This is a genomic window from Pseudomonas cucumis (assembly GCF_030687935.1).
In the GTDB taxonomy this organism is placed as follows: domain Bacteria; phylum Pseudomonadota; class Gammaproteobacteria; order Pseudomonadales; family Pseudomonadaceae; genus Aquipseudomonas; species Aquipseudomonas cucumis.
This window is the reverse complement of record NZ_CP117454.1, coordinates 2,302,141-2,321,922: the sequence shown is the minus strand read 5'-3', so window position 1 is coordinate 2,321,922 and position 19,782 is coordinate 2,302,141. Positions and strand designations below refer to the sequence as shown.

The window sequence follows — 19,782 nt, the reverse complement described above, 5'->3', positions numbered from 1 at the left end:
CCATGTACCCCTCGCTCAGCACCTTCAAACCCTGCGATCTGCCCACGCTGTTGAACAGCCTGCAGCCGATTGCGCCGCTGCTCGACACCCTGGCGGACGTGGTGTTTTTCATCAAGGACCGCGAAGCCCGCTACGCCTTCGTCAACCAGACCCTGGCCCGGCGGTGCGGCTTCAAACATCGCGAGGAACTGCTGGGGCTCACCGCCGAGATGGTCTTCCCGGAACGTTTCGGCCCGCTGTACACCGAACAGGATCGGCGGGTGCTGTCCAGCGGTCGCGAGATGGCCGACCAACTGGAGCTGCACCTGTATTACGGCAACCAGCCGATCTGGTGCCTGACCCACAAACTCGCCTTGAAGGATGAACAGGGCCACATCGTGGGCCTGGCCGGGATCTCCCGCGACCTGCAATCGCCACAGTCCAATCACCCTGCGTTCCAGAAACTCGCCGCCGTGGACGCGCACATCCGCAGCCACTTCGCCCGCTCCATCAGCCTTGCCGAACTGACCGCCATCGCCGGTTATTCCGTGGCGCAACTGGAGCGTCACTGCAAGCGGGTGTTCCAGCTCACCCCACGGCAGATGATCAACAAGGCGCGCCTGGAAGAAGGTTCGCGGTTGTTGTTGCACAGCGAGTTGCCGATCACCGAGATCGCCCTGCGCTGCGGTTATACCGACCACAGTGCGTTCAGCCGGCAGTTTCGCGCGTTGACCGGTCTGTCACCGAGTCAGTATCGCGATACTCAGCGTTAGGGAATGTGGGTGTTCTTTCGGGCCTCATCGCGGGCAAGCCCGCTCCCACAGGTATCTGCGTTGGCCAAAGAATCTGTGAACGACACCAATCACTGTGGGAGCGGGCTTGCCCGCGATGAGGCCGGTACAGCCACCACAAGGCTCGGTGTCAGACCGCTAAACAAGCACTGTTTAAATGACACTTCCAGACACTCACTCAGGCTACACATTCTTGCGCCGCTGCCTACGACTACGCCAGAATCCGCCGGCTAGTGCGCCTGTGGCCGGAGCTATATCGTTTCCCTGTCGCTGAAAAACAGCGATCGGGTTTGGTAGCCCGCCGTCCACATGTCGCATAGCGTCACCTTATGCAGGTGCTTCTAGCATTTGCTTTTATGGTGGCCATGCGCAGGGCGCCCTCGGGCGCGCCGGTTTTTCCATGTGGGCCGGTCTACCAACCTTCGTATGGCCACCACCTCTTCGTTTGGTAGCGAGGGTGATGGCTCCTTTAATCACATATGGAGTTCCATCTATGTTCAAACCAACACCCAACCCACCAGCACCCGACGACGTGTCCCCCTACGAATCCCTCGATTCGAAAAAACTCCACGAAGCCGCCGACCGCGCCCTCGACCACTACCTCAAACCACCCACTCCCAAAGACACCCAGCGCAAACCCAGCACCATTTACCACGTCGGCCCCAAGGTCGATAACGAAACCCTGTTGGTCAACGCCTGCGAATCCCTGGCGTCAGCGAGCATGATGCTCAGCGAATTCGCCGGGTTGATGGACATGCCCCATCGCAACGTGATGTTGGGGATTCAATCAGTGGTCATGCTCGGTGAATTGGCGGTGAATCGAGTGCTGGATAACCTCGATCCACAAGGCTAGCGAGGATTGATCGTTCCCACGCTCTGCGTGGGAATGCCTCAAGGGACGCTCCGCGTTCCAGCTCGGGAAAGGGACGCGGAGCGTCCCGGGCTGCATTCCCACGCGGAGCGTGGGAACGATCACCAGGTGGCGATGTTCCTTAAAGGGGCGCCCCGCACAACCATTGCTCCCATCTGTAACACCCACCATCGCGGCCCCCGCCCCTCACGGCGTCACTCTGACGCACCGCAACACCTCTACTCCAAGGCCTGACAATAAATTCACGCCCCGACCTGGAAACAGGCACGTTGATTGCTATATTTAATATCGTATACGAAATCCTCAATACGATATCCAACAGCACTTCACACCAACGAGGCCTCTATGAAAAACCCCGCATTTGCCGTAGCCCTCAGCGCTGTTCTCAGTACCTCCTTTATCGCCACCGCCCAGGCCGACAAGCTCGACGACATCATCGGTTCGGGCAAGCTGCGCTGCGCCGTGACCTTGGACTTCCCGCCCATGGGTTTCCGCGATGCCGGTAACAACCCGGCCGGTTTCGACGTGGACTACTGCCATGACCTGGCGAAAATTCTCGGGGTCGAGGCCGAAGTGGTCGAGACACCGTTCCCGGACCGCATTCCGGCGCTGGTCTCCGGGCGGGCCGATGTGATCGTCGCCTCCACCTCCGACACCCTCGAACGGGCCAAGACCGTCGGCCTCACCGTGCCCTACTTCGCCTTCCAGATGGTGGTGCTGACCCGCGACGACACCGGCATCAACAGCTTCGATGACCTCAAGGGCAAACCCGTGGGCAACACCAGTGGCACCTACGAAGCCATCGCCCTGGAGAAAGACGTGAAGAACTGGGGTACCGGCACCTTCCGCGCCTATCAGTCGCAGAACGACACCCTGCTAGCCGTCGCCCAGGGCCATATCGCCGCCACCGTGGTCACCAACACCGTGGCCGCCGCCACCCTCAAGTCGGGCAAATACAAAAACCTGAAAGTCGCCGGTAACGCGCCGTACGTGATCGACTACGTCTCCCTCGGCGCCAAGCGCAACGAGTATGGCCTGCTCAATTACCTCAACCTGTTCGTCAACCAGCAGGTGCGCACCGGTCGTTACAAGGAGCTGTTCGTCAAATGGGTCGGCACTGAAATTTCGCCGACCAACCTGACCGTGCCCCAGGTCTACTACTGAGGTGTCCGGCATGCCTAGGCCCACTTCTCTGACCGGCCGCAGTCTGGTCGCGGGCGCCGCCGAGGGCGCCCTGCTGTTCGCCGATATCGGGTTGAGTTTCTGGGGCGGGGTCGATCCGTTTAGTGGTGAGATCATTGACCGTCACCATCCGCTCAGCGGCGAATACCTGGCCGGCCGCGTGCTGGCCATCCCCAGCGGTCGCGGCTCGTGCACCGGCAGTAGTGTGTTGATGGAACTGATCAGCAACGGTCACGCACCGGCCGCACTGGTGCTGGCCGAGCCCGATGAGATCCTGACCCTGGGCGTGCTGGTGGCGCAGACCATTTTCGAGCGTTCCCTGCCGGTGCTGTGCATCGGCCGAGAGGCCTTTGCCGCATTGCGCGGCAAGGCTTTCGCTCGGGTCGAGGACACAACGCTGAGTCTGTTCGAGCACCCGCCGGGCGATGCCTGGCAGGCACTCGACAGCTCTTTGCCGAGCATCGATATCGCCACCGCGATCGAACTTACAGAACACGACAGGGCGTTGCTCGACGGCCAGCATGGCAAGGCTGCGCAAGTGGCCATGCAGATCGTCCTGCGCATGGCCGAATTGCTAGGTGCCCGCTGCCTGGTGGATGTCACCCAGGCGCACATCGACGGCTGCATCTACACCGGACCTGCGAGCCTGCGCTTTGCCGAACAACTGGTGCAATGGGGCGCCAACGTGCGGGTGCCCACCACCCTCAATTCGATTTCCGTGGACCAGCGCCGCTGGCGCGAATTGGGCATCGACCCGGCGCTCGGCGAACCGGCCAGTGCCTTGGGCGATGCCTATATGGCGATGGGTGCACAGCTGAGTTTCACCTGCGCGCCCTACTTGCTCGACAGCGCACCGAAGGCTGGCGAGCAGATTGTCTGGGCCGAATCCAACGCAGTGGTCTACGCCAACAGCGTGCTCGGCGCACGCACCCTGAAGTATCCGGATTACCTGGACATCTGCATCGCGCTGACCGGTCGCGCGCCGTTGATCGGCTGCCATCTGGACGCGCAACGCAAGGCCCGACTGCAGATCGAGTTGCCCGCCTTGGGTGAACTGGACGACGCCTTCTACCCGCTGCTCGGTTACCACATCGGCGCGCTGGCGGGCAGCCGGATTCCACTGGTGCGCGGGTTGGAAAAGCACCAGCCGAGCCTGGACGACCTCAAAGCATTCGGCGCAGCGTTTGCCACCACCTCCGCCGCCCCCTTGTTCCATATCGCCGGGATCACCCCGGAAGCTATCGACCCGGAACAGGTGCTGGAAATGGAGGTGTCCATCCCCGTGGAAAAAATCCGCCTGACCGATCTATTGGTCAGTTGGCGCGAACTCAACAGTGCCCGCGACAGCCGGGTGGATGTGGTGTCGCTGGGCAACCCGCATTTCTCCCTCAGCGAGTTCGCCCACCTCGCACGGCTGTGCCTCGGTCGGCACAAACACCCTGACGTGGTCCTCGCCATTACCTGCGGCCGCGCCGTGCTGGAGCAGGCTCGCGAAGCCGGGCATATCGCCGTGATCGAAGCTTTCGGCGCCACCCTGGTCACCGATACCTGCTGGTGCATGCTTGGCGAACCGGTGATCCCGCCGGGTGCAAAAACCTTGATGACCAACTCCGGCAAATACGCCCATTACGCACCCGGCCTAGTGGGCCGCAAGGTGCACTTCGCCAGCCTGGCTGAATGTGTCGATACCGCTTGCAGTGCCACGGCCAGCGGTCGTCTGCCGGCCTGGCTGAACATTGCCACCCCTCAGGAGACGCTCGCGCATGTTTGATTACACCTTCCAATGGCGCGCCACCCTGCGCGCCCTGCCGGACATGCTCGCCGGCGCCTGGGTCACTTTCGAGACCGCCGCGTTGTCGATGATCTTCGGCGTGTTGATCGCCCTGGCCCTGACGGTGATGCGCGAAAGCAAAACCCCGCTGCTGCGCGGCATCGGCAACGGCTGGGTATCGATCGCGCGCAACACCCCGTCGCTGTTCCAGATCTACGTCCTCTACTTCGGCCTCGGCTCGCTGGGCTTGCACGTCAGCTCATGGTTCGCCCTGCTGGCCGGTATCACCTTCAACAATGCCGGGTATCTGGCGGAGAACTTTCGCGGTGGCCTCAAGGCCGTGCCGGACACACAAGTGCGCGCCGCGCGTTCGCTGGGCATGAGTGCCTTCCAGGCCTACCGCATGATCATCGTCCCGCAGCTGTTGCGGATCGTGTTCTATCCGCTGACCAATCAGATGGTCTGGGCGGTGCTGATGACGTCGCTGGGGGTGATCGTCGGACTGAACAATGACCTGACCGGGGTGACCCAGGACTACAACGTCAAAACGTTCCGCACCTTCGAATACTTCGCCATCGCCGCCGCGCTGTATTACCTGATTGCCAAGGCGATCGTCGCGTCAGCCCGGCTGATGGCCTGGCGGTTGTTCCGTTACTGAGGGCTTGACCATGTTTTCCACCAGTTTTTCCTGGAATGACCTGCTGTTCCTGCTCGATGGCGCCTGGGTCACCCTGCAACTGACGTTCTGGTCGATCATCCTCGGTTCCTTCGCCGGGCTGTTGTTTGGCCTGCTGCGGGCGCTGTTGCCACGCGCCAGCCTGCCCCTGGCCTGGGTGCTGGACGTGTTTCGCAGCGTGCCGCTGTTGATCCAGTTCGTGCTGTTCAACTCGCTCAAAAGCATCGTCGGTTTGAACATCAGCGCCTTCAGCGTCGGCTGCATTGTGCTGGGGGTTTACGCCGCCGCGTACTTCACCGAGATCGTGCGCGCTGGCGTGTTGTCGGTGCCGTTCACCTTGCGCCGGGCCAGTCGCTCGCTGGGGCTGAGCTTCCTGCAGGACCTGCGCTGGATCGTCCTGCCGATGGCTACCCGGGTAGCTTTTCCGGGCTGGTTGAACCTGGTGCTCGGCGTGATGAAAGACACCGCGCTGGTGATGTGGATCGGCATCGTCGAACTGCTGCGCGCCTCGCAAACCATCGTCACCCGCATCCAGGAACCGTTGCTGGTGCTGTGCATCGCGGGCCTTATTTACTACGTCATGAGCCTGGTGGTCGCACGCCTGGGCGCTCGTCTGGAAAGAAGGTGGCAAGAAAATGATTGAGATCGACAACGTACATAAATCCTTCGGCGATCTGGCCGTGGTCAAGGGTGTCAGCCTGACGGTGAACAAGGGCGAGGTGGTGTCGATCATCGGCGGCTCGGGCTCCGGCAAATCGACCCTGCTGATGTGCATAAACGGCCTGGAACCGATTCAGAAAGGCAACATCCGCGTCGATGGCGTCGAGGTCCATCACAGCGCCACTGACCTCAACCGCCTGCGGCAGAAAATCGGCATCGTGTTCCAGCAATGGAATGCCTTCCCGCACCTGACGGTGCTGGAAAACGTGATGCTGGCGCCGCGCAAAGTGCTGGGCAAAAGCAAGGCTGAAGCTGAAGAGCTGGCGGTGCAACAACTGACCCACGTGGGCCTGGGCGACAAGCTCAAGACCTTCCCCGGCAAGTTGTCCGGAGGCCAGCAGCAACGCATGGCCATCGCCCGCGCCCTGGCCATGTCGCCGGACTACATGCTGTTCGACGAAGCCACCTCGGCCCTCGACCCGCAACTGGTGGGCGAGGTGCTGGACACCATGCGCATGCTCGCCGAAGACGGCATGACCATGGTGCTGGTGACCCACGAAATCCGCTTTGCCCGGGATGTGTCCGACCGCGTGGCGTTCTTTCGCAATGGCCTGGTGCACGAGATTGGCTCGCCGGATCAGGTGATTGGCAATCCGGTGCATGCGGAAACGGCGGCGTTTCTCAAATCAGTGAAGTAACGACAGGCGATAAAAGGAGTCAGCCATGCGTTCATCGAAAGTCATTCATGTGGTCAGCTGCCATGCCGAAGGCGAAGTCGGCGACGTGATCGTCGGCGGTGTCGCCCCACCACCGGGCGCCACCGTGTGGGAACAGTCACGCTGGATCGCCAAGGATGAAACCCTGCGCAATTTCGTCCTCAACGAACCCCGCGGCGGCGTGTTCCGCCACGTCAACCTGCTGGTGCCGGCCAAGGACCCTCGGGCGCAGATGGCCTGGATCATCATGGAACCGGCGGACACGCCACCGATGTCCGGCTCCAACTCGCTGTGTGTGGCCACGGTGCTGCTCGACAGCGGCATCCTGCCGATGACCGAACCGCAAACCCGGCTGGTGCTCGAAGCGCCCGGCGGTTTGATCGAAGCCATGGCCGACTGCCGTGATGGCAAGGTCGAACGGGTGGAAATCAAGAACGTGCCCTCCTTCGCGGACCGCCTCGACGCCTGGATCGAAGTCGAAGGCCTGGGCTCCTTGCAGGTCGACACCGCGTACGGCGGCGACAGTTTTGTCATCGCCGACGCCGAACGCCTGGGCTTTGCCATCCGCCCTGACGAGGCGGCCGAGCTGGTCGAGGTCGGGTTGAAAATCACCCGCGCAGCCAATGAACAGCTGGGCTTCGTCCATCCGCTGAACCCCGAGTGGTCGCATATTTCCTTCTGCCAGATTGCCGCGCCCATCGTGGTTGAAAACGGCATTGCCACCGGGGCCAACGCTGTGGTGATTCAACCCGGCAAGATCGACCGCTCCCCCACCGGCACCGGCTGTTCGGCGCGCATGGCGGTGCTGCAGGCCAAGGGACTGATGCAGGTCGGCGAGCGCTTTATCGGTCGTTCGATTCTCGGTTCCGAATTCCACTGCCGCATCGATTCCCTGACCGAAGTGGCCGGCCGCCCGGCGATCTACCCGTGCATTTCCGGCCGGGCCTGGATCACCGGCACCCACCAACTGCTGCTCGACCCGAGCGACCCGTGGCCACAGGGCTATCGCCTGTCCGACACCTGGCCCGGTGCCTGAAACATCCCAGACCAACGGCTACCCAAAACCCTGATTGATTGAAAAAACCACTGGCCGAGCATCGGCATTTAAAATATCGTATACGAAATACAATAAACGAACCGGAGGCAACAATGAGCAAGCGCATTAACTGGAGTGGCGTCTTTCCCGCGGTGACCACTCAATTCAACGATGACTTCTCCATCAACCTGGAAAAAACCCACCAGGTGATTTCCAACGTGATCCGTGACGGCGTATCGGGCCTGGTGGTGTGTGGTTCGGTGGGGGAAAACACCTCATTGACCGCCGAAGAAAAAATCGCCGTGACCGAAGTCGCGGTCGACGCCTCTCGCGGTCGCGTGCCGGTGATTTGCGGTGTGGCCGAGTTCACCAGCGTGCAAGCAGCCAAGGTCGCCAATGCCGTGCGCCGGGTGGGCGTCGACGGCGTGATGCTGATGCCGGCGCTGGTCTACGGCTCCAAGCCGTTCGAGACCGCCGAGCACTACCGCTACGTGGCAAAAAATGCCGATGTACCGCTGATGGTCTACAACAACCCGCCGATCTACAAAAACGACGTGACCCCGGACATTCTGATTTCCCTGGCCGACTGCGACAACGTGGTGTGCTTCAAGGATTCCTCCGGTGATACCCGCCGTTTCATCGACGTGCGCAATGAAGTCGGCGACCGTTTCGTGCTGTTCGCAGGTCTCGACGACGTGGTGCTGGAAAGCATCGCGGTGGGTGCCGAGGGCTGGGTCTCGGGCATGTCGAACGTGTTCCCGAAAGAAGGCGAAACCATCTTCCGCCTGGCCAAGGCCGGTCGCTTCGCCGAAGCCATGCCGATCTACGAATGGCTGATGCCGATCCTGCACCTCGATGCCCGCGCCGACCTGGTGCAGTGCATCAAGCTCTGCGAAGCCATCGCCGGTCGCGGCAGCGCGCTGACCCGTCCGCCACGCCTGGCACTGCCGGAAGCCGATCGGGTGTTCGTCGAGCAGATCATGGCCAAGGCCCTGGCTAACCGTCCCCAGTTGCCAGACGTCGGTCTCTGAGTGATTGCCGGGCGGATCCTTGCGGGTCCGGCCCGGCTGCCTGTTTTCGCGCCTCTACAGGAAACGTCAGCATGTCCAATCCTCACAGCACGTCCAGCGCAACCACACCCTCGGGACTCAAACGCGTGGTGGCCGCCGCCATGGCCGGCACCGTTGCCGAGTGGTATGAATTCTTTCTCTATGGCACCGCTTCGGCATTGGTCTTCGGCCAGCTGTTCTTCCGCCAGACCGACAGCCCGATTGACGGCATCATCGCCGCCTTCGCCCTGTACGCCGTCGGCTTCCTCGCCCGTCCGTTGGGCGGGCTGGTGTTCGGTCACTACGGTGACAAGTTCGGCCGCAAGCGCCTGCTGCAACTGAGCCTGGTGGTGGTCGGCATCACCACGTTCCTGATGGGTTGCCTGCCCGGCTTCGACAGCATCGGCTATGCCGCGCCAGTGTTATTGGTGTTGCTGCGGCTGATCCAGGGCTTTGCCTTCGGTGGCGAATGGGGGGGCGCGATTCTGCTGGTGTCCGAACACTGCCCGGACAATCGACGAGGCTTCTGGGCCAGTTGGCCGCAAGCCGGGGTGCCGGCCGGCAACCTGGTGGCGACCGTCGCCCTGCTGCTGTTGTCGTCGAACCTGTCGGAGGAACAATTCCTCGCCTGGGGCTGGCGCGTGGCGTTCTGGTTCTCGGCGGTGGTGGTGCTGATCGGCTACTGGATTCGCACCAGCGTCGATGACGCACCGATTTTCAAGGAGGCCCAGGCCCGGCAAGCGCAGACCAAGCAGCAACAACTGGGCGTGGTGGAAGTGTTGCGTCATCACTGGCGCGCGGTGCTGGTGGGGATCGGCGCGCGGTTTGCCGAGAACATCCTCTATTACACCGTGGTCACCTTTTCGATCACCTACCTGAAACTGGTGGTGCACAAGGACACCTCGGAAATTCTGCTGCTGATGTTCGGCGCACACCTGGTGCACTTCTTCCTGATTCCGTTGATGGGGTATTTGTCGGATATCGTCGGGCGCAAACCGATCTACCTGACCGGCGCGGTACTCACCGCGTTCTGGGGCTTTGTCGGTTTCCCGATGATGGACACCGGCAACAACTGGCTGATCATGGCGGCGATCATTCTGGGTCTGGCCATCGAGTCGATGACCTATGCGCCCTACTCGGCGCTGATGGCCGAAATGTTCCCGACCCACGTGCGCTACACCGCCCTTTCACTGTGCTACCAGGTGGCGCCGATCTTCGCCGGATCCCTCGCGCCGCTGATCGCCATCACCCTGCTCAACAAGTACCACAGCTCGGCACCGATCGCCTGGTACCTGGTGGGCGCCGCGCTGATCTCCATCGTTGCAGTCGGCCTGACCCGGGAAACCCGCGGCAAGTCGTTGCACCTGGTGGATGCCGAATCCGCTGCGCGCATTGCTGCGCTGGATAACGCCGCGCCGGCCGCTGCGCGCCGGGGTGATTCGCTGGCTTGAGCCCCCCCTATTCGACAGGAGTTTTTTTCCATGCCCAAGATCATCGGCCACAACTACATCGACGGTGCCCGCAGCGCCGCTGGCAACATCGCGATGCAGAGCCATGACGCCCGCACCGGCGCAGCGCTGCCCTATTCGTTCATGCAAGCCACCGCCAAGGAAGTGCACGCCGCAGCCCAAGCCGCCGCTGCCGCTTACCCTGCCTTTCGTAACTTGCCGGCGACACGCCGTGCAGAATTTCTCGAGGCCATCGCCACGCAACTGGATGCCCTGGATGACGAATTCGTCGCCCTGGTTACCCGCGAAACTGCCCTGCCGACCGCACGCATCCAGGGCGAACGCAGCCGTACCAGCGGCCAGATGCGCCTGTTCGCTCAGGTTCTACGCCGGGGTGATTTCTATGGTGCGCGCATCGACCGCGCGTTGCCCGAACGTCAGCCATTGCCACGGGTCGACCTGCGCCAATACCGGATCGGCGTCGGGCCGGTGGCCGTGTTCGGCGCCAGTAACTTCCCGCTGGCCTTTTCCACCGCTGGCGGTGATACCGCGGCCGCCCTGGCCGCCGGTTGCCCGGTGGTGTTCAAGGCCCACAGCGGCCACATGGCGACCGCCGAATGCGTGGCCGATGCAATCATCCGCGCCGCCGAGCAAACCGACATGCCCAAAGGTGTGTTCAACATGATTTACGGTGCAGGCGTCGGTGAAGCGCTGGTCAAGCATCCGGCGATCCAGGCTGTCGGTTTCACCGGCTCGCTGAAAGGCGGTCGCGCCCTCTGTGACATGGCTGCCGCACGGCCACAACCGATTCCCGTATTCGCCGAAATGAGCAGCATCAATCCGGTACTCGTACTGCCTGAAGCCCTGCTCGTGCGTGGCGAGAAGATCGCTGGTGAACTGGTGGCGTCGGTGGTTCAGGGGTGCGGGCAGTTCTGTACCAATCCGGGGTTGGTGATCGGTATTGGCTCACCGCAATTCAGCGCGTTCACCGCGCGGCTCAGTGCCTTGATGGCCGAACAGGTGGCGCAAACCATGCTCAACGCCGGCACCCTCGCCAGCTACGAAAAAGGCGTACAGGCGTTAGTCGACCATCCCGGGATAAGCCATCTGGCAGGCCAGGACCAGCACGGCAATCAAGCCCGGCCGCAACTGTTCAAGGCCGACGTCAGCCTGCTGCTCAAGGGCGATCCGCTGTTGCAGGAAGAAGTGTTCGGCCCGACCACCCTTGTCGTCGAAGTGGCCGATAAAGCCGAGTTACAACAAGCGCTGAACAGTTTGCACGGTCAACTCACCGCCACGTTGATTGGCGAAGCACAGGACCTGAAGGAACACGCCGATCTGCTGGTACTGCTGGAACAAAAGGTCGGTCGCGTGCTGTTCAACGGCTACCCTACCGGCGTCGAAGTCTGCGATGCCATGGTGCATGGCGGTCCTTACCCGGCGACCTCCGACGCCCGTGGCACGTCGGTCGGCAGCCTGGCTATCGAGCGTTTCCTGCGCCCGGTGTGCTACCAGAACTGCCCGGACGATTTGTTGCCCGACGCCCTGAAAAACGCCAACCCGCTGGGCATTAGGCGACTGGTTGATGGCAACAGCCACCGCGAACCGGTTTAACCACACAACCTCCTGTAGATACTCTGTTCACTTAAGCCGTAATGCGATCTGTAGCAGCTGGCGAAGCCTGCGTTCGGCTGCGAAGCAGTCGTAAAATCAGCCATTGCGGTGTATCAGGTACACCATGGCTGCCGGACTCACGACTGCTGCGCAGCCGAACGCAGCCTTCGGCAGCTGCTACAAGGAATGCGTCGCGGCTGAAATTGCTTAAGTGAACAGCATTGCCTGTGGGCATGCGGGTTATCAGGTCAGCAGCACTTTCAGGTCGTTGTATAAGGCCTCGGGAATCTGCACGCCCTCCACCACACTGCGTGCCCGCGCCGCATAACGCCGTTGCGACGGCAAGCGCGCGCCCTGCCCTTCAATGCCCTGAAACAACACCTCGGCCCGAGCCAAATGTTCCTCGGTGGCTTCCCGCAGAAAACGCCGCGGGTCCAGCGCGATGATCAACTCGCCGTGGTACGGCGACGACTTGCTACCCGCGTCGTAGGCCTGCGACTCGGCACTGGTCAAATCACCGATCAAAGGCCCGGCGATCAACTCCACCATTGCCGCCAGCGCCGAGCCCTTGTGCCCACCGAACGTCAGCATCGCGCCGCCGTCGAGCACCACGCTGGCATCGGTGCTCGGCCGCCCCTCGGCGTCCACGCCCCAGCCCTCGGGAATCGCCTTGCCGGCACGCCGATGCAACTCGATATCGCCACGGGCAATCGCACTGGTGGCGAAGTCGAACACAAACGGATCCTGCCCCGCCCGCGGCCAGCCAAAGGCTATAGGATTGGTGCCGAACACCGGCTCACGTCCCCCGGCCGGCGCCACCCAGGCATGGCTCGGATTACACGCCAGCGCCACCAGCCCGGCGGCGGTCAACTGCTCGATCTCCACCCATAGCGCCGAGAAATGCACACAATGATTGATCGCCAACGCCGCAATCCCGTTGGCCCGGGTTTTCTCCTCCAGTAACGGCAGACCCGCCTGGAACGCCAACTGCGAAAAACCTCCACCGGCATCCACCCGCACAATCGACGGCGCCTGGTCGATCACTCGCGGCTCGGCATCGGCCGACACCTTGCCGGCTCGCAGGGAATTCACGCAGCCCAAAATCCGGTACAAACCGTGGGAGGCACAGCCATCGCGCTCGCCGGCGATCACCGTCGCCGCCACCGCTTGCGCATGGGCCAGGTTAAAACCGTTGTGCAACAGGATCGATTCGGCCAGCTCACGGGCTTCGATCAGGGTCAGTCGGATCATGCTCATCTCCTTGGACAGACCGGTCAGGGTGGTCTATCCGCGGAGCTGTGGCTTGATGGGTTTGGTCACGGAGGGTGACGAAATGGGCACAGCCTTCAGAGGCTGGACCCTTGGCCGGGTCCCCCTGCTGGTTGTGCAAAAATCATTGAGCACCCGCTTCTGAGGAAATCACCCGAGCCAATAAAACTTGCAGAGGATGGAGCACCGTCGCGCCTTCCTGACGCTTGACCTGGCTGCGACAAGAATAGCCATCGGCAACGACTCGCCCCGATTGGTTGAACTTTTGAATGAGCGGCTTCCAGGATTGCCCATAGATCGTGTCCGACGTTTTGGCGTTTCGCGCCTCATGTCCGTAGGTACCCGACATCCCGCAGCAGCCGCTTGCTGGCACCTGAAGCGTCAGGCCCATACGTTCGAAGATCTTCTGCCATTGGCCGATGCTGCCTGGTTCATTGGTTTTTTCCGTGCAGTGCGGCAGGAAGTGATAAGGCTCGCCCTCCTTCGCCACTCCACCCTCGGGCAGCGCATTGATCAGCCACTCCTGCGCAAGCATCACGAGAGGAGCCTGGCCGTCTTTCAATGTCTTGGCGTACTCCTGTCGATAAACCAGAGTCATCGCGGGATCGAGCCCCACCAGTGGAATCTGGTACTGCTGAAGACTCAGCAAAGACTGCCCATTGAAACTGGCAGCCTTCTCAAAGGCCTTGAGGAAGCCCTGCACCTGAAGTGGTTTGCCGTTCGGCGCGTACGGCGCCAGGTAGACCTTGTAACCGAGTCTTGAGATCAGCTCCACCCAGTCAACGAGCAACGGAGTTTCGAAAAAGCGAGTAAAGGCGTCCTGAACGAGAATGACGCTTTTGCCACGCTGCTCATCTGAAAGGGCAGCCAGGCGCTGAGGTGTCGCCACCTCCAGGTTCCAACGTCGGCAAACGGCAGCAAAATCCACCAGGCTGAGTAGCGGGCTATCGACCATCCCGGCGGCTCGTTCGAGTACCCAGCGAACCGGTCGAGCACTCATCACGACGTTGTAGAGGCGCGGCATCCTGGCGATGTAAGGCACCGTGTATTCCAACGAGCCGATCAGGTAGTCCTTGAGCGGGCGCAGATAGCGACTGTGATACAGCTCAAGAAAGCGCGATCGGAACTCCGGTACATTCACTTTGACCGGACATTGGCCGGCGCATGATTTACAGGCCAGGCAACCGCTCATCGCTTCGTAGACTTCATGGGAAAAGTCTGGCTGCCCCAGCTTTTGTGCAAGGCTGTTAACGGCCCGGCGGGCAACGCTTTGCGACCCGGCGGACAAACGAACGCGATCGCTTGCCTCCAGCACATCAACACCCTGCTCGCCCTGCAACCTCAGCCATTCACGTATCAGTGATGCTCGGCCTTTGGGAGAGTGGATACGATTACGCGTCGCCTTCCAGGAGGGGCACATGGCGTCATCAGGATCGAAGTTGTAGCACGCGCCATTGCCATTGCAGTGAACAGCGGTGTCATAGCTTTGCCAGACACGCTCATCGATTGTCCGGTCCAGGTCGCCGCGTAATGTCACTTCGTCGACGCGTGTCAGTCGAGCGCCAGGCACGGTTTTCGGCGTTGCGATCTTGCCTGGATTGAGTTGATTGTGTGGATCGAAGGCGGCCTTGAGTGCTTGCAGCGCAGGGTACAAATCACCGAAGTAATCCGGCACATACTGCGACCGCAAGCCCTTGCCGTGCTCGCCCCACAACAAACCGCCATGTTTTTGCGTCAAGGCCGCGACTGCATCGGAGATCGGGCGGATCAGGGCCGCCTGGGCAGGGTCTTTCATGTCGAGGATCGGGCGCACATGCAGCACACCGGCGTCGACGTGGCCGAACATGCCGTACTGCAGGTCATGGCTATCCAGCAGTGCGCGAAACTCCTGGATGAAGTCAGCGAGGTTTTCCGGCGGAACGGCGGTGTCTTCGACAAATGGCTGCGGCCTGGCCTCGCCTTTGACATTGCCCAGCAACCCGACCGCTCGCTTGCGCATCGCATAAACACGCTTGAGTGCATCGGCGCCGATCGCCAGCGTGTGGCCCAACCGCACGACCGAAGTATCGCGCTGCAGGTGCAGGACAAATTCGTGAACGCTTTGCTGCACGACCTCTTCATCATCACCGCTGAATTCAATCAGGTTGATCCCGAGGGTCGGTGTGTCAGGGTTTTCAGGGAAATACTCTGCGACGCCGTGCCAGACGATATCGTTCATCGCCAGCATCAGCACTTTGGAATCCACGGTCTCGATCGACAGAGGCTTCATGGCCATCAACGCCTTGGCATCGCGCAAGGCATCCATGAATCCGGCGTAACGCACGTTAACCAGGATCGAATATTTGGGGATGGGCAGGACGTTCAGTTTTGCCTCAACGATGAACCCAAGCGAGCCTTCAGAGCCGCAAAGCACGCTGTTCAGGTTGAAGCGTCCATCTGATTCGCGCAGATGCGCCAGGTCATACCCGGTCAGGCAGCGATTGAGTTTGGGGAAGGTGGTTTCGATCAGATCAGCGTGGGTATCGGCGATCTCCACTGCGCACTTGTAGACCGCGCCCACCCGGTCCTTGCGTCCGGTCAGGGCGGGCAAATGTTCGGGGTCGACCGCTGAGCTGGTGAGACGATGACCGCCAAGCAACACCGTCGAAAGCTCGAGAACATGATCGCGAGTCTTGCCATAGGTGCAGCTGCCCTGACCACTCGCATCGGTGTTGATCATGCCGCCGATGGTCGCGCGATTCGACGTCGAGAGTTCAGGGGCAAAGAACAAGCCGTAAGGTTTGAGTGCGGCATTCAGCTGATCCTTGACCACACCGCTCTGTACTCTGACCCAGCGCTCCTCAACATTGATGTCGAGAATCTTGTTCAAATGGCGGGACAGGTCGACCACCACGCCCTCAGTGAGCGATTGCCCGTTGGTGCCGGTGCCTCCACCCCGGGGCGTGAGCACCACCGCACTGTGTTCTGGATGACTGACCAGCCGCGACAAAATCTCCACGTCCTGCGCATCCAGAGGAAACACCGCCGCTTGCGGCAGACGCTGGTAAATGGAGTTGTCGGTGGCCAGTACCGTTCGGTCGCCATAGTTGCGGGCAATCTCTCCTTGAAACCCCGCCCCCTGGAGCGCGTTCAGAAACGCGTCATAGGTCGTTTTCTGGGAATCAGGAGGCGATAACCGGGCAATCATGATGGAGTTCCTACGGGCTAAAAAGCTAATCTATGCATTCACATTACGTATGCTCAGTACAAGGCGCCCCGAGCAGGTGCATATGGTTTTTGTGATTCTTGCGTCTATGCACGCTTGGAACAAACGTAATTCCTGCTGGTTTTGCATGAGCTTTATGAATGAATCCTAGAAGACTGACCCCCTCGATGTCGCTGTTGGTTGCCTTTGAGGCGGCCTCGCGCCATTGCAGCTTCACCAAAGCCGCAGAAGAACTGGCATTGACCCAGAGTGCGGTCAGCCGGCAGGTACAAACCCTGGAGGCGCAACTTGAAATCCAGCTCTTCAGGCGTGAAGGCCGAAAGATTGAACTGACGGCTGCCGGGGCACTTTATCAACACGAGTTGACGGCAGCGTTGGGACGCATTCGAAGCGCAACATTGCAGACCATTTCGTACAAGAACGACGGTGGCCCCTTGAACCTGGCGGTACTGCCGACACTGGGTTCGAAATGGCTGCTGCCACGGATGCATGAGTTCTATGCAAAACATCCCGCAATATTGGTTCACATACACTCGAGGATCATCCGCGAGGACATTCAATCTTCAACCCAAGACATGAACGCAATCATCTGCGCGGGCTCCGGGGAGTGGCCGGGCTACATTTCGCATAAGTTGCTCACGGAAAAACTGGTGGTGGTTGCCAGCCCCGCCGCACTGCCCGAGTACCGCTCGATGTCACCGGCGAACGTTGCCGAGCATGCCCTGTTGAACGTCGTATCCAGGCCAAGTGCCTGGTCTGACTGGTTTGATCGCCATAATATCGATCACACCAACATGAGATCCGGCCCGAGCTTCGAGTTCACCGCCCACCTCATTCAAGCGGTGTCGGCGGGCATCGGGATTGGCTTGGTTCCGGAAATTCTGGTGCAGGACGAACTCAAGAGCGGCGACCTCGTTGCATTGTTCGAGCCGATGGACAGCGACCGCAGCTACTACCTGGTCTATGCGACCCGCTACCAGCACCTACCCTCCCTGAATGCCTTCAGCACCTGGCTTCTATCACTTCCGTTTCCAGACAAATGAGCCGGGGCCCTGCCGCGCTGGGCCAAAACCGACGTAACACCAGCGCCAAGCGATGAGGCATCTCGCGCTTCCTGCATCATGACGCTCTCAGTCAACTCTGGCCGTTATGCTCAAGCATCACCAACGGCCGGGAATTAAAGTCGAAGTGCCAGGGGAAGCTACCCCGGCTCACAATTCCAAGAATAGAGCCACTTCGATGAGCCTGAAAAAATCCCTGCCAGCCTGCCTGGCACTCAGCTTCGCATCGTTTGCCGCACTCGCAGCAGATGGCCCTCCACCACCGTCGGTGAGTGAACCCAGCGGTATCAACCTGGGCGGCACCAGTTTCTACGACGGTTTCGCGGGGCCGCCCGGTCTATCCCATCTGACCTATCTGAAATTCAGCACCGCGCGCAGCATCAGGGACAATGCAGGCAAGGATAATGGCGCCTTCGACAACCCGAAGATCAACGTCATCTCGCTGATCAATCAGCTGAGCTATTACTCACCCGACACCATCGGCGGCGGTGCACACCTGGGCTGGAGCCTATTGGTGCCGATCATCTCCCTGGATGGTGACTTTGGCGACCACGGTGCCAAGCTCCAGGATAACGGCACGGGCCTTGGTGATGTCACGGTAGGGCCGCAGATCCAGTTCGACCCGATCGTCGACGCCCACGGCAGGCCCGTTTTTGTGCAGCGCCTGGCCTTCGACACCATCCTTCCAACCGGCAAATACGATAAACACAAGGACCTGAACCAAAGCTCCAATTACTTATCTCTGAACCCCTACTGGGCAGCGACCTGGATGCCGGCGCCTCGTTGGGAGGTGAGCTGGAGGCTGCATTACCTGTACAACTTCAAGAACAAGGATCCCGCGAGCAGCTCGACGCAACTTTTCGAGGGCCAGCCTGTGCGCGACACCCAGGCAGGACAATCGGCGTGGGCCAACTTCACGGCCTCGTATGAAGTGATCCCCAACGTATCGCTCGGGATCAACGGGTACTACTTCAAGCAAATATCAGACGATAAGGTCAACGGGGACCGGCTGAGCAACTCTCGGGAAAAGGTGTTGGGCATCGGCCCGGGCCTGTTCTGGAAAATCAGCGATGGCCAGGGCTTCTGGCTGAACACCTATAAAGAGACTGGCGTCGAGAACCGCGCGCAAACGGATTACGCCGTCCAGATCCGATACGCCCACACATTCTGACCGATGTGCGCCCACTCGTGCATGAGCGGGCCCTTTTACCCGAGGTGATGTTTTATGAACGCGCTCGACGCCATTAACAGCAAAAAATCATTGGCCGCTATCTGCCTGATGATGGTCATTTCCTTAGGGACGCTGCAAATCCAGCCTATTCTGGGCGGTGCCTTTATCGACCAACTCGGCTTGCCGCTGAATGCCATCGGTGCCATTTTTGCCGCAGAACTGATTGCGATGGCAGTCGCCTGCGGCGCTTGCGCCATGTTGATGGCCAGCGTCGACCGGCGTCGCTTTGCCCTGATTGCCTTGCTGATGCTGGTACTCGGCAATCTGGCCAGTGCTCAGTTGCACAGCCAGGGGCTGCTACTGATCTGCCGGATGATTTGCGGGGTGAGCGGTGGCGCGGTCATGGCCGTTGTCTACGCCACGGCAGCCCTGCGCACATCCAAGGATTCGACATTCGCGGTGATCAATATCGGCAACCTGCTGTGGGGCATGCTGCTTGTGAGTTCCATGCCGCTGATTCTGAAATCCTACGGTGTGGCCGGGGCGTTTTATCTCTTGGCCATCGCCAGCGCCCTGGCGATCGCCGGTTACTGGAGAGTGCCGAGGAACTACCCTGAGGCACATCGTGCGGCGAGCGGCTCGGTCCGGCCTTTCGGGCTCACGTCCATCTTGCTGCTGATGCTTTTTGCACTGCTGTTTTTTGGCCACTCCGCGCTGTGGGTTTATCAAGAGCGCATCGGCAAAAGCATTGGCCTGGAGCCTCAACAGATCGGCGGGATACTGGGGGGCAGCATCCTTGCCGGTGCCCTTGGCGCGGCACTGGCCGGACTTATCGGCAGGCGTCTCGGGTTGCTGGTTCCGCAACTGCTGAGCTTCGGCACGGCGCTGATTGCGACACTGATCATGGTCTACGGCGATACCCCTGTCGCTTTTGCAGTCACTGCCTGCCTGATCCATGCCGTGTGGTTTTTCAGCCTGCCTTATCTGCTGTCCATGGCGGCCGAACTGGACTCATCCGGCCGACTGGCCGGGCTGGGTAACGCCGCGATTTTCGTCGGCCAGGGCCTAGGCCCGTTTGGCGCAGCACTCGTGGTGGGTGAGGGACACTTCCGCGCCGTCGGGTGGTTGGCGGCTTCTGCCTATCTGACCGCCTTGGTGATTTCGTGTCTGCTGGTTATGCGCTTTCGTCGTGACACGAAGACTTGCGCAGGCGCACTGTCGCCTCAGTCGGCTTGATATACCCAGCAGGCTCAACCATGAACAACCGCTGCCCATTTTTAGAG

General features: G+C 60.8%; 16 protein-coding genes. 14 read left to right on the top strand and 2 right to left on the bottom strand.

Annotated elements, in window-relative coordinates; all coding sequences use genetic code 11:
* The first annotated feature begins 2 nt into the window (after positions 1–2).
* From PSH97_RS10635 to PSH97_RS10585, 11 genes are all read left to right on the top strand, one after another.
* Complete coding sequence (locus PSH97_RS10635; protein ID WP_305449126.1) at positions 3–752, top strand: AraC family transcriptional regulator; 750 nt, start codon at positions 3–5, stop codon at positions 750–752.
* A 511-nt stretch (positions 753–1,263) separates the two neighbouring features.
* Entirely contained in the window at positions 1,264–1,623 is a 360-nt protein-coding gene (locus tag PSH97_RS10630) for a DUF6124 family protein (protein ID WP_305449125.1), read from the top strand.
* 363 nt (positions 1,624–1,986) lie between these two features.
* Entirely contained in the window at positions 1,987–2,805 is an 819-nt protein-coding gene (locus tag PSH97_RS10625) for an ABC transporter substrate-binding protein (RefSeq protein WP_305449124.1), read from the top strand.
* 10 nt (positions 2,806–2,815) lie between these two features.
* Positions 2,816–4,594: a cis-3-hydroxy-L-proline dehydratase gene (lhpI, locus tag PSH97_RS10620; protein WP_305449123.1), complete on the top strand. Its 1,779-nt coding sequence runs from the start codon at positions 2,816–2,818 to the stop codon at positions 4,592–4,594.
* Complete coding sequence (locus tag PSH97_RS10615; RefSeq protein ID WP_018928302.1) at positions 4,587–5,252, top strand: amino acid ABC transporter permease; 666 nt, start codon at positions 4,587–4,589, stop codon at positions 5,250–5,252. Before lhpI ends, PSH97_RS10615 begins: the two co-directional genes overlap by 8 nt.
* A gap of 10 nt (positions 5,253–5,262) precedes the next feature.
* Positions 5,263–5,913 carry an amino acid ABC transporter permease gene (locus tag PSH97_RS10610; RefSeq protein ID WP_305449122.1) on the top strand — a complete coding sequence of 217 codons (651 nt, stop codon included), beginning with the start codon at positions 5,263–5,265 and terminating at the stop codon, positions 5,911–5,913.
* Entirely contained in the window at positions 5,906–6,628 is a 723-nt protein-coding gene (locus PSH97_RS10605) for an amino acid ABC transporter ATP-binding protein (protein WP_305449121.1), read from the top strand. Before PSH97_RS10610 ends, PSH97_RS10605 begins: the two co-directional genes overlap by 8 nt.
* Before the next feature lie 25 nt (positions 6,629–6,653).
* Complete coding sequence (locus tag PSH97_RS10600; RefSeq protein WP_305449120.1) at positions 6,654–7,682, top strand: trans-3-hydroxy-L-proline dehydratase; 1,029 nt, start codon at positions 6,654–6,656, stop codon at positions 7,680–7,682.
* A 113-nt stretch (positions 7,683–7,795) separates the two neighbouring features.
* A complete protein-coding gene (locus tag PSH97_RS10595) occupies positions 7,796–8,713 on the top strand; it encodes a dihydrodipicolinate synthase family protein (protein WP_007935491.1) in 918 nt (305 codons plus the stop codon).
* A 71-nt stretch (positions 8,714–8,784) separates the two neighbouring features.
* The gene (gene abaF, locus PSH97_RS10590) at positions 8,785–10,182 is read left to right on the top strand and encodes a fosfomycin efflux MFS transporter AbaF (RefSeq protein ID WP_305449119.1); all 1,398 of its coding nucleotides are present in this window, start codon (positions 8,785–8,787) and stop codon (positions 10,180–10,182) included.
* A gap of 30 nt (positions 10,183–10,212) precedes the next feature.
* The gene (locus PSH97_RS10585; RefSeq protein ID WP_305449118.1) at positions 10,213–11,793 is read left to right on the top strand and encodes an aldehyde dehydrogenase (NADP(+)); all 1,581 of its coding nucleotides are present in this window, start codon (positions 10,213–10,215) and stop codon (positions 11,791–11,793) included.
* Between the two features lie 243 nt (positions 11,794–12,036).
* Here PSH97_RS10585 and PSH97_RS10580 read toward each other — a convergent pair whose 3' ends face one another.
* Together PSH97_RS10580 and ydiJ are read right to left on the bottom strand one after the other, a co-directional pair.
* The gene (locus PSH97_RS10580; RefSeq protein ID WP_305449117.1) at positions 12,037–13,044 is read right to left on the bottom strand and encodes an Ldh family oxidoreductase; all 1,008 of its coding nucleotides are present in this window, start codon (positions 13,042–13,044) and stop codon (positions 12,037–12,039) included.
* Positions 13,045–13,186: 142 nt separating this feature from the next.
* On the bottom strand, positions 13,187–16,249 hold the full coding sequence (gene ydiJ / locus PSH97_RS10575; protein WP_305449116.1) for a D-2-hydroxyglutarate dehydrogenase YdiJ: 3,063 nt from the start codon (positions 16,247–16,249) through the stop codon (positions 13,187–13,189).
* Positions 16,250–16,407: 158 nt separating this feature from the next.
* Here ydiJ and PSH97_RS10570 point away from each other — a divergent pair, with 158 nt between their 5' ends.
* The 3 genes from PSH97_RS10570 (at position 16,408) to PSH97_RS10560 (ending at position 19,735) form a co-directional block, all read left to right on the top strand.
* Entirely contained in the window at positions 16,408–17,310 is a 903-nt protein-coding gene (locus PSH97_RS10570) for a LysR substrate-binding domain-containing protein (RefSeq protein ID WP_305449115.1), read from the top strand.
* Between the two features lie 196 nt (positions 17,311–17,506).
* Positions 17,507–18,499: a SphA family protein gene (locus PSH97_RS10565; RefSeq protein ID WP_305449114.1), complete on the top strand. Its 993-nt coding sequence runs from the start codon at positions 17,507–17,509 to the stop codon at positions 18,497–18,499.
* A 54-nt stretch (positions 18,500–18,553) separates the two neighbouring features.
* Positions 18,554–19,735 (top strand): MFS transporter, encoded by a 1,182-nt coding sequence (locus tag PSH97_RS10560; protein WP_305449113.1) that lies wholly within the window; start codon positions 18,554–18,556, stop codon positions 19,733–19,735.
* Positions 19,736–19,782: the final 47 nt, after the last annotated feature.